Origin of the sequence: Streptococcus equinus ATCC 9812 (assembly GCF_000187265.1) — a bacterium.
Classification (GTDB): Bacteria; Bacillota; Bacilli; order Lactobacillales; family Streptococcaceae; genus Streptococcus; species Streptococcus equinus.
The window spans coordinates 829,715-845,350 of record NZ_GL698429.1; the positions used below are offsets into that span (position 1 = coordinate 829,715).

The 15,636-nt window shown below is 38.2% G+C and carries 12 protein-coding genes, 1 pseudogene and 1 riboswitch; of the genes and pseudogenes, 3 read left to right on the forward strand and 10 right to left on the reverse strand.

What is annotated here, in order from left to right:
* Positions 1-172 precede the first annotated feature (172 nt).
* The 8 genes from HMPREF0819_RS03965 to HMPREF0819_RS04000 all read right to left on the reverse strand — a co-directional run bounded on the left by HMPREF0819_RS03965 (position 173) and on the right by HMPREF0819_RS04000 (position 8,307).
* Entirely contained in the window at positions 173-898 is a 726-nt protein-coding gene (locus HMPREF0819_RS03965) for a glucosaminidase domain-containing protein (RefSeq protein ID WP_044023316.1), read from the reverse strand.
* A 131-nt stretch (positions 899-1,029) separates the two neighbouring features.
* Positions 1,030-2,541: a zinc ABC transporter substrate-binding protein AdcA gene (locus HMPREF0819_RS03970; protein WP_004232617.1), complete on the reverse strand. Its 1,512-nt coding sequence runs from the start codon at positions 2,539-2,541 to the stop codon at positions 1,030-1,032.
* A 129-nt stretch (positions 2,542-2,670) separates the two neighbouring features.
* Positions 2,671-4,068 (reverse strand): C69 family dipeptidase, encoded by a 1,398-nt coding sequence (locus tag HMPREF0819_RS03975; RefSeq protein WP_004232619.1) that lies wholly within the window; start codon positions 4,066-4,068, stop codon positions 2,671-2,673.
* 18 nt (positions 4,069-4,086) lie between these two features.
* Entirely contained in the window at positions 4,087-4,998 is a 912-nt protein-coding gene (whiA, locus tag HMPREF0819_RS03980) for a DNA-binding protein WhiA (protein WP_004232624.1), read from the reverse strand.
* Positions 4,995-5,972 carry a YvcK family protein gene (locus tag HMPREF0819_RS03985; RefSeq protein WP_004232626.1) on the reverse strand — a complete coding sequence of 326 codons (978 nt, stop codon included), beginning with the start codon at positions 5,970-5,972 and terminating at the stop codon, positions 4,995-4,997. Before HMPREF0819_RS03985 ends, whiA begins: the two co-directional genes overlap by 4 nt.
* On the reverse strand, positions 5,969-6,859 hold the full coding sequence (gene rapZ, locus HMPREF0819_RS03990) for an RNase adapter RapZ (protein ID WP_004232628.1): 891 nt from the start codon (positions 6,857-6,859) through the stop codon (positions 5,969-5,971). Before rapZ ends, HMPREF0819_RS03985 begins: the two co-directional genes overlap by 4 nt.
* Positions 6,852-7,622, reverse strand: coding sequence for a DUF1003 domain-containing protein (locus HMPREF0819_RS03995; protein WP_004232629.1), 771 nt, complete (start codon positions 7,620-7,622; stop codon positions 6,852-6,854). Before HMPREF0819_RS03995 ends, rapZ begins: the two co-directional genes overlap by 8 nt.
* Before the next feature lie 73 nt (positions 7,623-7,695).
* The gene (locus HMPREF0819_RS04000) at positions 7,696-8,307 is read right to left on the reverse strand and encodes a TetR/AcrR family transcriptional regulator (RefSeq protein WP_044023317.1); all 612 of its coding nucleotides are present in this window, start codon (positions 8,305-8,307) and stop codon (positions 7,696-7,698) included.
* Between the two features lie 293 nt (positions 8,308-8,600).
* On the opposite strand from HMPREF0819_RS04000, the pseudogene HMPREF0819_RS09495 reads away from it, so the two are divergent.
* A pseudogene (locus HMPREF0819_RS09495) lies at positions 8,601-12,981 on the forward strand (acyl-CoA dehydratase activase-related protein).
* 64 nt (positions 12,982-13,045) lie between these two features.
* Here the strand turns inward: HMPREF0819_RS09495 and HMPREF0819_RS04010 are convergent.
* Positions 13,046-13,426, reverse strand: coding sequence for a RidA family protein (locus HMPREF0819_RS04010; protein WP_004232636.1), 381 nt, complete (start codon positions 13,424-13,426; stop codon positions 13,046-13,048).
* 155 nt (positions 13,427-13,581) lie between these two features.
* A riboswitch (PreQ1 riboswitch) is annotated at positions 13,582-13,625 on the forward strand.
* 105 nt (positions 13,626-13,730) lie between these two features.
* On the opposite strand from HMPREF0819_RS04010, the gene HMPREF0819_RS04015 reads away from it, so the two are divergent.
* Both HMPREF0819_RS04015 and HMPREF0819_RS04020 read left to right on the forward strand, forming a co-directional pair.
* Entirely contained in the window at positions 13,731-14,714 is a 984-nt protein-coding gene (locus HMPREF0819_RS04015) for a nucleoside hydrolase (protein ID WP_004232637.1), read from the forward strand.
* Between the two features lie 3 nt (positions 14,715-14,717).
* Complete coding sequence (locus tag HMPREF0819_RS04020; protein ID WP_004232640.1) at positions 14,718-15,281, forward strand: ECF transporter S component; 564 nt, start codon at positions 14,718-14,720, stop codon at positions 15,279-15,281.
* An 84-nt stretch (positions 15,282-15,365) separates the two neighbouring features.
* On the opposite strand, the gene HMPREF0819_RS09055 is transcribed toward HMPREF0819_RS04020, so the two are convergent.
* Positions 15,366-15,602 (reverse strand): hypothetical protein, encoded by a 237-nt coding sequence (locus tag HMPREF0819_RS09055; RefSeq protein WP_052295701.1) that lies wholly within the window; start codon positions 15,600-15,602, stop codon positions 15,366-15,368.
* Between the last annotated feature and the right edge of the window lie 34 nt (positions 15,603-15,636).

The window sequence follows — 15,636 nt, forward strand, 5'->3', positions numbered from 1 at the left end:
ACGACATACCTTGTTTTCTGAGTTGATAGATTTCTAATTTATCTTCGTAAGTTAATTTCATACAAAAAGCACCCCAATCGTTAGATTTTTTGTCTAACTTTTGGGGTGCAGTTCATATTAAGAGTTGGTTTTTTTGTTATATAAAAGACGTTAACTTGAAAACTAACGTCTTTTAACTAATATATGCTATCCACGCTTCATCTTCTGCTAAGATATCTTTACTTGTATATGATCCGCGGTACTTATTCCAAACATGATTTGGGTCAGTTATCTGTTCACTATTTGTCTGATTCTCTTCTTCAACAACGACAGGGTCATCATATGTTGTTAAACCGTACTGCTCAATTAGTGCATTTAATTTATCAGCATATGCTGTATCTGTTGCATATCGACCTGTGAGTGCTGCTGTTGCATCCTGATAAGATGTGGTATTTGATTTCCAGGCATCTGCATAAAGGTCCCAACTTAACAAATTAGCATAATCATTAAGCGAATCTGACAAGCTATTATAGGAACGAAAATCTTGGTCAACCTCGTAAGTGTAGCCACTACCATCATCTTCCCATGTCTGCATGGTCACTGAATTACCATTGTAAGCTCCCTTAATACCAAAAAAATTATAATAAGGTTGCTGACTAAGTGCAGATTGACCACTATTTGATTCTAAAACAGCTTGTGCAATCATCACTGAAGCATAAAGATTCCGTTCTTGACCAATTTGTCGAGCTGTTTCACCAATACTTGCGATAAAATCTGCCGTTGCAGTTGGCGAAACCTCACCAGAACCAGCAATCACTGCGTGAGCAGCGTGACGAAATGTGAGATTAATCCCAAGAGTAATGCAAGTAACTAAGGTCGAACAAGTTAAAAAGAATTTCGTAACTTGTTTTTCTTTCACGTGGCCTCCTAAAATGTAAGTGCTATCTTGTTTCAAATTATAACAAAGATTTCAAGGATTGACAACGTACAAAAACTCATCTTCATACAATCAAAAAAAGGCCTGAATCAAATGATTCAAACCTTTTTATCTTAATGAGCAACAAGGTCTTGAGCAATTTCTTGACCTGATTTGCTTGCTGGGAAGTAAGTTGGCCAGTTATCCATTTCTTTTAGAATAGCTTTTTGGCTAGTGCTTCCCCAGAATAAGTGGAAATGCTCTGCTTTTGTTGATGAAATGTTGTGGTCACTAAATTGAATGTACTTAAAGTCACCAGCATTATCATCTTTTGCTTCAAATAAGTAACGAACACCACGATTTCCTTTTTCGTATTTCAAAATTTTGTAACCTACATATTTGTAAGTGTACTTGTGTTCTTCACCGTTTTGAACGAATGTAACAGTGTTTTTCTTACCGTTAATAATAATTTTTTCAACATCAGTTTTGTAACCAGTTGTGTAATAATCTTTGACTTCTTGGGCTGTTTGTTCACCTTTTGAGGCATCTGCCTTGTATTCCCAAACCTCATCAAGTGTCCCATCAAGCAGATATGGGTAAACAGATTGCCATGTTCCTGACCAATCTGTTAGGTTACGGTCAGTGACGTCTTTATCTTTAAAATAACCGTGCTGAACCGTTTTAGTATCGTCTGTTTCAGCCTTAATTTCTTTACCTTTAACGTCTGTTGTCAATCGCAAAGCTTTTAAGTTATCTTTCATCACAGTGAAGTAATCTTCGCCTGCTTTAATTTCTTTTGTCGTCAAACTTTCAAGCGGATTTAGCACAGCAGTTTTAACTCCAGCTTCGTCTGCTAAAGTTGCTGCAACTTTGCTTGAAGCATTTTCTTCAAAGTAAATGTATTTGATGTCGTATTTTTTGACATATTTTGTAAGGCTTGCTAGACGTTTGGCTGAAGGTTCAGATTCAGTTGATACACCAGTAATTGGAATTTGGTTCAAACCATAATCAAGTGCTAAGTATCCAAAAGCTGCGTGCTGAGTAACAAAACTTTTTTGCTTAGCATTTGATAAAGCATCTGAATACTTTTTATCTAAATCATTAAGCTTTTCAATGTAAGCTGCACTGTTAGTTTTAAAAGTTTCAGCCTTATCAGGATATTTCACCACAAAAGCATCACGGATATTTTCAACCAATGTGACAGCACGTTTTGGTGATAACCAGACGTGTGGGTCATACTCATGGCTATGCCCTTCATGACCTTCTTCCTCTTCTTCAGCAGTGCCAGCCATCAAAAGCATATCACCAGTAGATTTGACAACAGTCAAATCATCAGAATTAATTGATTTTTGAACTTTTTTAACCCATGTTTCCATGCTATCATCCATATAAACAAACATGTTAGCATCAGAAATCATTGCGACATTTTTTGTAGATGGTTCAAAATCATGCGGCTCAGTTCCTGCTTTAATCAGCATCGACACATCGGCTGAATCTCTTGTGACAGCTTTGGTGAACTCATAGACAGGATAAAAAGTTGTCACAACTTTAATCTTGTCATCTGCTGCAACTTGCTTGATATGGCTAACTTGCCATGCAAACAAAAGTGCAAGTAAATTTATGAACAAAAGAAATTTCTTCTTCATGACGGCTCCTTTTCTTAACTAGTTAAGTTAATAGTTTACCAGTAAAGTATATCTGAACTTTTAGTTTTTTGCAAGCATTTTTTGCTTAAAAAATAAAAATCCCTTGAAAAACTTCAAGGGATTGAACGATTAGTCGCTTACTGAGAAACGGTTTGTCATGAGATTGCTTGCATCAAAAAGAATTTTATTCAAAAGTTTTTGAGTTTCTTCTTGGATGTAATCACTCATAGCTTGGTTTTCAGCATCAAAATCGACGCTCTCACCATTTGCCAAAGCACAATCAACACGTTTGATGCGTGCATGTCCTGCTGCCATTGTTTTTTCAACATAGGATTCAATATCACCTTCGTGTTGGTGGAAATGTGGATCAGCAATCGCAGCAATCAAGCGGTTTGCCCAGTAGAATGAATCTGTTGAAACATTTTCGCCAGTATTTGCAAAATATTCTGGTGTTATAGAAATTTGAGTAAAGAATGGCACCATTGTTCCAAAAGGCATTGATCCATATGCCAACCATTGGATACCTGTTGTGTCGTGTGGTTGGTCTGGACGCAATTGAAGAATAGCTGTTTGGCTTGTGCGGTTGATACCGATTGTACGGAAGGTACATTGGCTAATAGCATCACCTTCTGGTCCATATGGGTCAAATTCAGTATCTTGATAATGATTGCTCAAGACATATTTCACATCTTCGACAGTAATTTTGCGGTATGGTTTTTGTGCCCATGGGATAAAGAAACTGCGTGGGTCTTGTTTGATTTCTGGATTCAAGAAACGTTGTATTGCCCAAGCACGTGGAGTGTTGTAATGACGGTCTTTATCACGTTGGCTACCAAAGGCATAACGAGGATTGAAATGTTCGTTTGAATAAGTCAAATCCAAGTTATTATCATCGATAAAGTCACGCAAATCAATTGAACACATGTAGTCATCTGGGTTGTTAAATTCAAAGTGGTCAATTCCAAGTTGGTTAGGATTTGTCACGTAGCAATCATCTGGCACACGACGAGCAATCCAGTGGTGACCACCGATTGTTTCCAACCACCAAATTTCATCAACATCTGAAATAGCAACACCATTTGATTCATAAGTACCGTATTCTTCGAGAATCGCGCCAAGACGTTTTACACCTTCACGCGCTGTACGGACATATGGAAGCACCAATGTCAACATATCTTCTTCACCGATACCTGATTCAACGAGCGGGTCAGCACCCAAAACACGCGCATTTGTTGTGATTGTTTCTGTTTCACTCATCGCAACATTAGCTTCGTTGATACCTGCTTCACCCCAAATACCATCTTTACGCAAAGCATCAGGCACTGAAGTGTAACGCATTGGATTGTCTGGCAAATCGATTTCAAATGAAGATAAAACTGATTTATAATGACGTGGTTGGTCTTCTGGATTAACCACGATAAATTGTTTCGGTGTAAAATCACCACTTTGTGAATCTTCTGTACGGGCAATCATTGTTGAACCGTCATAAGACGCTTTTTTGCCGACTAGTATAGTTGTGCATGCCATAGCAAATATTCCTTCTTTCTATAATTCATTTGCGATTTTATTGATTTTGCGAAGTCGGTGGTTAACGCCACTCTTCGTTAGGGTGCCTTCCAAGTGGTCAGCAATCTGCTGGATTGAGTAGTCTGGGTTCTCAACACGGATTTTTGCAACTTGCTGAAGCTCGATTGGAAGTGTTTCAAGACCAACAGTATCCATGATTTTGATGATGTTGTTGATTGTCTTCATACTGGCTGTTACTGTCTTTGCGATATTAGCAGTCTCAGCATTATTAGCACGATTGACATCATTACGTGTCTCACGCATAATCTTAACTTCCTCAAAAATCTCTTTACATTCCATTGCACCAATGACAATCAAGAAATCCATGATATCCTCAGCTTTTTGAAGATAGGTCACTGCACCATTTTTATGCTCAATAACCTTGGCATCAAGGATAAATTTTCGCATCAAGTTAGCCAAATCTTCGGCGTGGTCCTGATAAACGGAAAAAATCTCTAGTTGATATTTCCCCGATTCAGGGTCACGAATAGTTCCCGTTGCAAGAAAGGCTCCGCGCAAATAAGCACGTCCCTTATCGTCATCATCTAAAATCGTTGGGGTAATCCCCATCTCAAACCCAAAGAACGAGTCTGCCAACTGCAAGTCTGTCAAAATTTCTCTGACATTCTCAGCAACAAAAACGTTATAAACACGATTCTTACGGAGATTTGTCTTTTGGTGATATTTGATTTCAGGCTGAACATGATAAATGGTTTCAATCAACTCGTAAATATGACGAGCAACTTTGGCATTTTCGGTTGTGATAGACAAGGTCAATCCTGAAGAAGTTAATCCCAAACTTCCAGACATTTTGATAATCGCTGACAGCTCGCTCTTATCAAATCGCGATAAATTCAACAATTCTTCTTTAACTTTTACTGTAAAACTCATCGCTTCTTAATCCTCACAAGGTCCATTAATTCTTGAACGACATAGTCGCCATTGTGAAAAGCTCCGCCATTTTCCAAACGAAGAAAATCTGATAAAATCACGCGCTTAACTTGCTTACGAAGTCCTGCAAAATCATGCTCAACTTGGACCAAATATTCGTCAAATTTATTGTAATCCATGTAATCTTGCGGCACTTTTTCGATGTTGACAAGAACTGTATCAATCACGTTTTCACCGAGATGTCGATTAAGCACTTCAACGTGATTAGCATCTGTGAAATGCTCGGTCTCGCCGTACTGTGTCATGATGTTACAAACATAAGCAACCTCAGCATCCGTTTCAATCAAAGCTTGCTTGATTTCTGGAATCACTAGATTTGGCAAAATAGATGTAAATAATGACCCAGGTCCAAGCACAATCATGTCGCTATTCATAATAGCATTGACGACTTTACGACTGGCTGTTGGCTCTTCATTGTTATAAGTATTGGTGACGTAGACATGGTCAATCATGCCTTTGTAATCAGCAATATGGCTCTCTCCTGCCACTTCATGACCATCTTTAAAAACAGCATGCAGTGTTAGCGGATTTTCACTTGATGGATAAATCTTTCCTGTTACGTGGAAAAACTTTGTCAAAATCTGCATAGCATTGTAAGTAGAACCTTCCATTTCAGCGATTCCTGAAATGATTAGATTTCCAAGTGGATGCCCGGCAAGTAGCCCATCGCCTTCAGCAAAACGATACTGAAAAACTTTTTCGTAAAACTTAGGCATATCACTCATGGCTACTAAAACATTTCGAAGGTCTCCTGGCGGCGTCATCTGCGTTACCGAACGCAACACCCCAGAGCTTCCGCCATCATCAGCAACCGTTACGATGGCTGTAATATCGACTTCTTCATGCCTTAAACTATTTAAAATAACAGGAATTCCTGTTCCTCCACCGATAACGGTAATTATAGGTTTTCTCATGAACGGTTCACAGTCTCCTTGCGACGATTTTTATCACGGTGAGTTTCATTAACCACCCAATCCGATTTAAAGTCTTCAGCCAAGCGGTGAGCAAAAGCTACGCTTCGGTGCTGACCACCTGTACAACCAACAGCAATCGTTAAAACAGATTTTCCTTCTTTTTTATAGCCAGGCAAAATTGGTTTAATCAATCCTGTCAAATGTTGGTAGAAATCTTCTGATTCTTCATGGTTCATAACGTAGTCGTACACATCTTTTTCAAGACCTGTTTGATTACGAAGCTCAGGTTTGTAATATGGATTTGGTAAGAAACGTACATCAAACACCAAGTCAGCATCAAGTGGCAAACCATATTTAAAACCAAAACTCATAACCTCAATACGGAAAGATACTTGATTTTCATCACTTGAAAATTGTTCAGAAATAGTTTTACGCAATTGACGTGGTGTCAATTCTGTCGTATCAACAACATTCTGACTCAAGTTTTTTAAAGGTGCCAAGAGTTCGCGTTCTAACTTGATACCATCCAAAATACGACCATCAGGAGCTAATGGATGACTACGACGTGTTTCTTTGTAACGTGCCACAAGCTCACTATCTGTAGCATCCAAGAATAAAATCTTGAAATCAATTTTCGGATTTGAATCAATTTTATCAAGGACTAAATTAATTTCATTGAAAAAGAGACGACTGCGCATGTCAACAACAAGAGCAACACGATTATTGTCACTTGTTTTCTCAACTAATTCAATAAATTTTGGCACTAACGTTGGCGGCATATTATCAATAGTAAAATAGCCTAAATCTTCAAAGGATTGAATAGCGACTGTTTTACCAGCACCACTCATTCCTGTCACAATAACCAAATTAATTTCTTTATCAGACATTTTCTTCGCTCCCCCTCATTTTTTCAATTTGAGCCATCAAACGAGCCTGCTCTTCTTGCATACTGACCAGCTGTTTTGTTAGAGAAGCAAGCATTTCCGTTTGTAATTTTTGAATTTTCAATAAATCTGATTGATCTTGCTGAACCAAGTGATCGAGCTTGGTGTGTAGTAATCGAATTCCTTCTTCTGAGACTTTATTAACATTGTAATCATTCTTTGCTTGCAAGCGATCATAATCCGATGCACGATTTTGACTCATCATAATCAGTGGCGCTTGAATCGCTGCAAGCGTTGATAAAGCAAGATTCAATAAAATAAATGGGTACTTATCAAAAGCTATGCCAAAAGGTTTTACAACATTTAAAGCCATCCAAGCTCCCATAAAACAAATAAAGGTAATAATGAACGTCCATGAACCACCAAAACGTGCGACATCATCAGCGATTCGTTGTCCAAATGTAATCTTTCGATCCAATTGATCTTGAACATCCAGTGCCGTGTAAGCTTGATGCTTAGCCGCATCACACACTGCCTCACGAACACAATCATTTTTTCGATTAGCCTTATCAATAATCTCTTCTAGAAAAAGAAGGCGAAAGTAAGTCAGATTCTTGTTGCTGATAAAAGCATCCTTTCCCAAATCAGGGTACTGACGCCTAACAATCTCTTGTAATCTGATATCCAATGAATACAAGAAAGTCCCCTCTTCAATAGGATAATAGCATTTATCAATACAATCTTGAAAAAGCTTTTTTTGACTCATACAATCCTTCTTTCTGTCTGTTACATTATATCAAAAATAAAACAAAAAAGCTGATTTCTCAGCCTTTTTTCCACTAATCTTCTCGATCAATAATAACTCCCATAACAGTTAAATGACCATTACTAATCAACGTCAAAACTAAACGTGCTAGTTCTTTTGCAGGCATCGAAAAATCTGATTTTATCCACCAAAATAAGGTTCCTGAAAAGATACTTGTCAGATAAGCCACAATAAATTCTGTTGGAACTTGTTCACCAGATTCTGTGACATTTAATTTTTCTAATAAATGGTCATATTTTTTGTGCATCAAACGCCCGAAATTTTCTTGCATGACTTCTTGAGAAATACTCCTTAAGACAATTTTCGCGATTGCCGAATTTCTCTCCAAACCATGATAAAATTCTGTCAAAAGTTTTTCAGCTCTTTTAACCTTGACTCTCTCACCAGTTGCAATCTGAGCCGCATCAATCATGTCAGACATTTGCTGCAAAACTTGTTTTTGAATACCTTGTTGAAGGTCATCTTTATCAGCATAGTGAGCATAAAAGGTGGCACGATTAATCATAGCCTCATCAGCAATATCTTGTACAGTGATTTTCTCATAAGGCTTCTCACTAAGCAATTTAGCAAATGCATCAAAAATTAATTTTTCAGTTCTCAAATAGCGAATATCAGTAAATTTCACAGCGACACCTCCCGAGATAAACAACAGATTGTCGGGAATGTGTTGCTTAAACAACACAACGCCCAAAATTAGCGATTGCAATTGACAATGAGTGTTTTATAATACTATTATAACAAACACTCTGTTGAATAAGCAACAACTTGTTGTGACATTAACACTGTGTTAGATATCGTAAGAAAGGATTGAAATAGTGTTAAAGAACAGCCGACGTAACTAGATTATTCGTTGCTAGATAATATCATTTTTTAGGAATAAATATTATCTATCATTTTCTAACACTTTTTGGTATTTTTATGTATAAAGCAGGTATAGATGTCGGATCGACAACCGTCAAAGTTGTCATTTTCGATGAGAATTATCAGTTGTTATTTTCACGCTATGAACGTCACTTCTCAGACGTCAAAACAGCTACCATAAAAGTTTTAAACGAAGCTATCTCAGAAATTGGTGACCATAAGGTCAGTATTGCCATAACTGGTTCTGGGGGAATGGGCTTAGCAGATGTTGCTAAAATTCCATTTGTCCAAGAAGTTATCGCAGCCACTACTACCGTTGAAAAATTCATCCCACAAACTGATGTCGTCATTGAACTTGGTGGTGAAGATGCCAAGATGACTTTCTTTGGTGACACACTTGAACAACGTATGAACGGGACATGTGCCGGTGGTACAGGTGCCTTCATCGACCAAATGGCTGGGCTTTTGAAAACTGATGCCAACGGCGTCAACGAATTAGCCAAAGGCTATGAAACCATCTATCCAATTGCCAGCCGTTGTGGTGTTTTTGCCAAAACTGATGTTCAACCGTTGATTAACGAAGGTGCTAGAAAAGAAGATATTGCTGCTTCTATTTTTCAAGCCGTTGTCAACCAAACAATTGCAGGATTAGCTTCTGGACGTAAAATCACTGGAAATATTGCCTTTCTTGGTGGACCACTTTTCTTCATGAGTGAACTACGTCAACGTTTCATTGAAACACTTGATATCAAAACAGAAAATGTGATTTTTCCTGAAAATCCTCAACTCTTTGTGGCAATGGGAGCTGCTCTTGATGAAAATCAAGTTCAGATTACTTTGTCTGAAATCATTCAAAATCTGGAAACTAACACATCAACATCTCTTGTTCCTAAAAATACACTCGATGTTCTTTTCAAAGACCAAGCAGAACTTGACGCTTGGCGTGCCCGTCACAATGAAGCAAGCGTTGAATACAAAGACATTGCTTTTGCTTCAGGTCCACTTTTTCTCGGAATCGATGCTGGTTCAACAACTTCAAAAGTCGTTCTAACTGACCCTGATGGCGCTATTTTATTCCAACATTATGGCAATAACCAAGGACAACCTCTTGAAAATGTCATTTCAATCTTGAAAGAACTTTATCATCAACTTCCTCAAAATGCCTTTATCGCCCGTTCTTGCGTAACAGGTTACGGTGAAAATCTGATAAAGGCTGCACTGCATGTTGATTACGGTGAGGTAGAAACCGTTGCTCACTTTAAAGCTGCCAACTACTTCAACCCAGGTGTTGATTTTATCCTTGATATTGGTGGTCAAGATATGAAAGCCATGAGTGTCCGCGATGGTGCTTTATCAAGTATCCAGCTAAACGAAGCTTGTTCTTCAGGCTGCGGCTCATTTATTGAAACATTTGCTAAATCCCTTAAATATGATGTCAAAGATTTTGCCAAAGTCGCACTTCTTGCCAAACACCCCGTTGACCTTGGTTCACGATGCACTGTTTTCATGAACTCAAAAGTTAAACAAGTTCAAAAAGAAGGTGCAACTGTTGCTGATATCTCTGCAGGCTTATCATATTCTGTCATCAAAAATGCACTTTACAAAGTTATCAAACTTAAACGTCCGGAAGATTTAGGTGAAAAAATCGTCGTTCAGGGCGGTACATTCTACAACGAAGCTGTACTTCGTGCCTTTGAACTCGTTAGTGAACGCGAAGTCGTTCGTCCAAGTATCGCTGGGCTAATGGGAGCATATGGATGTGCTATCATCGCGCAAGAAAAATATAATGATGAAATTACTGCAACTGAACCCGCAGTAGAACTTGCCACTTCAGCAAAAGGAGGATTGCATGCCTGAGACATTGCTTGAAAAAAATCGCACACACTCTAGTTTGATGGGACTTGATGAACTCGATCAATTTACCACTCAAAAAGAATTCACACGTTGTGGGATGTGTGAAAATAACTGTGCGTTAACCGTAACAATTTTTAACGACGGTTCAAAATTCGTCACTGGTAACCGTTGTGAACGCGGTGCTGAAAAAGTCACTAAAATTAAATTTGACCGTTCAAACAAAAAAGAAAATCTCGTTGATTACAAATATAAAAAGCTCTTTAAATTCAAAGCACTTTCAAAACGAGATGCTGTACATGGTGTCATTGGTGTTCCTCGTGTGCTTAACATGTATGAAAATTACCCTCTCTGGCATACTATTTTAACCGACCTTGGTTTTCGTGTTCAAATTTCTCCAAAATCTGACAAACGCTTATTTGAAAAAGGAATTGAAACAATTCCTAGTGACACTGTCTGCTATCCTGCAAAAATGGTTCACGGTCACATTCAAAGTCTAATCGACCGTAAAGTTGATGCCATTTTCTATCCAAGTGTCATTTACGAACAAATTGAAAACAGCAAAGCACCTAATCACTACAACTGTCCAATCGTTCAAAGCTATCCAGAAGTTATCGAAAAAAATATGGACCCAATCCGCAATGGTGAAGTCAAGTATTTCCATCTATTTGTCAACCTTGCTGACCACGAATCTGTTGTGAAATCACTTGCTAAAAGCTTTAGTAGCTACGATGACATTACTGTTGATGATATTAAAAAAGCTGTCGAACACGGCTATCAAGTCCTTGCTGATTTCAAAAAAGATTTACAAGATAAAGCTGATGAACTTCTTAGCCGCTTAGCGCTAAATAACGAAAAAGCTATTGTTCTTTCTGGTCGTCCATATCACCTTGACCCAGAAATCAACCACGGTATCGCAAACATCATCACGCAAGAGGGATTCCACGTGTTAACTGAGGATATGGTTTCAAGTCTTGAAGAAGTTGCTGGACTTCGTGTCGTTAACCAATGGGTTTACCACTCTCGACTCTATGCAGCTGCAAAAGTCGTCTCTAAAAACCCAAACCTTGAACTTGTCCAATTAAACAGCTTTGGTTGCGGACTTGATGCCGTAACAACTGACCAAGTTGAAGAAATCATGCGAGCTCACAACAAGCTCTACACTGTTCTAAAAATTGATGAAGGAAGCAACCTCGGTGCTATCCGTATTCGACTTCGCTCCCTCAAAGCTGCTGTCGAAGAACGTGATAAGAAAGCTAAAAAAGCAAATCTTGACCACATTTTCAACCAAACTCCACAATTTAATAGCTCTGTTGATATTGAAGAAATTAAAGAACCTGTCTTCACTAAAGAAATGAAGAAAAAACACACGCTTCTAATGCCAATGCTTTCTCCAATTCACCAAAATGGACTTATTGAGGAAGCCTTCAAACAAGCTGGTTACAACGTTGTGATTTTGCCGGCTATGGATAAAAAAGCTGTTGACGTTGGCCTAAAATATGTCCACAATGATGCTTGCTACCCAGCTATTATCACTATCGGTCAGCTGATTGAAGCACTTCAAAGTGGAAAATACGACCTCAACAATACCAGTGTCATGATGACACAAACTGGTGGCGGTTGCCGTGCAACTAACTACATTCCGCTATTACGTAAAGCTCTCAAAGATGCTGGTTACCCTCAAATCCCTGTCGTTTCAATTTCAATGGGAAACCAAGGTACAGAAGAAACACCAGGCTGGAACATCACGCTTCCATTTGTCAAACGCCTGCTCATCAGTGTTCTCTACGGTGACCTCTTTGAACGTGTTCTTTACCGCGTTCGTCCTTACGAAGCTGTCCCAGGCTCTGCCAATGCTCTTTATCATAAGTGGCTAGAAATTGCCCGTAAAAACGTTAAATCAGGCTCATACTTTGAATTCAACCACAATATGAAACAAATCATTAAAGAATTCGATACACTTGAAACTGTTGATTTTGGACAAAAACCACGCGTTGGAGTCGTCGGAGAAATTCTCGTCAAATACGCTCCAACTGCCAACAACGATATTGTTGCTATCATCGAAAATGAAGGTGGTGAAGCCGTTGTTCCAGACCTCATCGGCTTTATGAATTACTCGCTCTTCAACCAAATTTGGAAAGCTGACGAGCTCAACATGAGTAAAAAAGCAAAAGGTTTTGCAAAACTTGGTATTGATGCCATCAACCTTCTTGAAAAGCCAATGAACAAGGCTCTCGAAAAATCTAACCGCTTTGAAGGTATCGAGTCAATCTACAACATTGCAAAAGGTGCAGCAAAAGTTATCTCAATCGGTAACCACACTGGTGAAGGTTGGTTCTTGACAGGTGAAATGATTGAACTACTTAATAACGGTGTTAAAAATATTGTCTGTCTTCAACCATTTGGCTGTCTTCCAAACCACATCGTTGGTAAAGGAATGCTAAAAGAATTGCGCCGTCAATTCAAAGGTGCTAACATCTCACCAATCGATTACGACCCAGGTTCATCAGAAGTTAACCAATTGAATCGTATTCGCTTAATGATGACAACAGCTAAAAAAATGCAAAACACTGTAAATGCAAAATAAAACGAAAAAAGTTCGCTGAGAGAGTAGCGAACTTTTTTCATGGTCAAATAATATAATAGAACATCTAGTCGAGATAAGCGATGACTTCAATTTCCACTTTGACGTCTTTTGGCAAACGAGCAACTTCAACAGCAGAGCGCGCTGGAAAATCAGCCTTAAAGGCTGTCGCGTACACTTCATTGAATGGAACAAAATCATCCATGTCACTTAAGAAGCAAGTTGTTTTGACGACGTGATCAAAATCAGTACCAGCTTCTGCTAAAATAGCAGAAATATTCTTAAGGACTTGTTTGGTTTGTTCCTGAATAGTTGTACCGATAACTTCGCCTGTTTCAGGTGACAAGGGGACCTGACCTGAAGCAAAAAGGAAATTACCAACGACTTTTCCTTGAACATAAGGACCAATTGCCGCGGGCGCTTTGTCCGTATGAATTGTTTTCGCCATGAACTTTCACCTTCTCTCAAATAGATTGGAATTATTATATCACAATATTCAGAAAATTCAAGCTTATTAACAAATAAAATTCATTTTTTTTCAAATGTTTACAAATGTCAAAAATGTTTATATAATAGTAGGCGTGCATAATCAAAAGTACTACTTTTGGACTGGTTCGAAAACTCCCAGAATAAAAAACTAGCTATCTACAAATAGACATGCCTTTTTAGGGTTTGTTTTTGCGTGGCTTTGTTTTTTATAAAACAAGGCTGCTTTTTTATTTTCCATCAAATTTTTTAAGAAAGGAGGAAACATGACAAGACAAAAAATTATTATCGACTGTGATCCAGGAATTGACGATACTTTGGCGCTGCTTTATGCCTTAAAACATCCTCAACTTGAAGTGGTTGCCATTACTATTGTTGCTGGAAATTGTCCAACTGACCTCGGAGTAAAAAACACCTTTACTACCCTTGAACTCCTCAATCGTCTTGATGTCCCTGTTTATCAAGGAGCAAGTGCTCCTATAAAACGTGACTACGTTTCTGCTCAAGATACTCACGGAATGGATGGCTTAGGAGAAACCTACTTTCAACTTAAAGGCAATCACCAAGCTCAAGAACAATCTGCAGAAAGCTTTTTAGCAGACTATTTTAAAGAACCACAAAACACATCCATCATTGCACTTGGTCCTTTAACAAATATTGCTAAAGCACTTGAAATTAACCCTAACCTTGGCAAAAACTGTCACCGCTTTGTCAGCATGGGTGGAAATTTCAAATCACATGGAAATTGTTCTCCAGTAGCCGAGTACAATTATTGGTGTGACCCACATGCAGCTCAAATCACTTTTGAAAAATTAGGCTGTAAACTTGAAATGGTTGGACTTGATGTCACACGCCATATTGTATTAACACCAAATCACTTAGAATATATGAGTCGTATTAACGCTGAAATGACAGCATTCATCACTAAAATTACCCGTTTTTATTTTGATTTTCATTGGGAATACGAACATCTCATCGGTTGCGTGATTAATGACCCGCTTGCGCTAGCATATTTTATCAATAGCGAAGTGTGCTCAGGTTTTGATGCCTATACAGATGTTATTACTGACGGTATTGCACTTGGTCAAACAGTTGTTGACCAATATGATTTTTACCACAAAGCTAAAAACAGCACAATTTTAACACAAGTAAACCCAAGTTTATTCTGGGAAGATTTTCTAACCGTACTTTTAGATGCACAAAAAGACATCATTCAAGATGATCTAAAAAATCTACAGTTAGAAAGTTAAATCATGAAAAACACATCTACTCGTATTATCTCTTTTATGGCAATTGCTATCGCTATTAACTATATCGGTGCAAATATCGCACTTTTCCTACGTTTACCAATCTACCTTGACATGATTGGAACCTTACTCGTTGCAGTTGTCTTTGGACCTTGGCTTGGTGCTGGAGCAGCAATCATCAGTGCTCTTATCAGCTGGATGACTACAGATATTTTTGCCATCTACTTTGCACCTGTTGCTATCGTCGTAGCCTTTATCACAGGTTTTCTCGTTAAAGAATCAACTAAATCAAGAGACTTAATCTGGAAGAGCCTACTTGTTTCACTTCCAGGTACAATCGTCTCATCAAGTATCACAGTTATCCTCTTCCACGGTATTACATCAAGTGGTTCAGGTATTTTGGCGCAAATTCTTCACGGCTTAGGCATTGATTTGACTGCAAGTCTAGTTCTTGTACAAGCTATTACTGACTACGCAGACCGCCTAATCAGCCTTGTCCTAGTGCTAACTATCATCAAGTCTCTTAAAACATTTGCACCAAGCATCATGATGAAAACAGTAAATAATTAATAAATAATCCCAGCTATCAAAAATAGCTGGGTATTTTTTAGTTCTTTTTACAGCATGTGATGGAATGAACTGCCTTGTTCTCTCCTAAATTTGAAAAATGTTTCTGCATCGCACGCATAAAAGCCTTTTATAAAATTGTTCAACGTTTGATGACATTCGAAATCGTTTTGAGAAACTATCTCCCCATGTCTTTAATTCATTCTCAACAAGTCTTACTCTATTTTTTATCGTTTTTAAAAGTGTATTTGATACTTTAGCTAATTCTAAAGTGACCGAAAAAATAGAATCATAAAAGGCAATCTCCGTGATATAAGTCATCATGTTTACTACCTCCTTTATCATAGTAACAAACAAA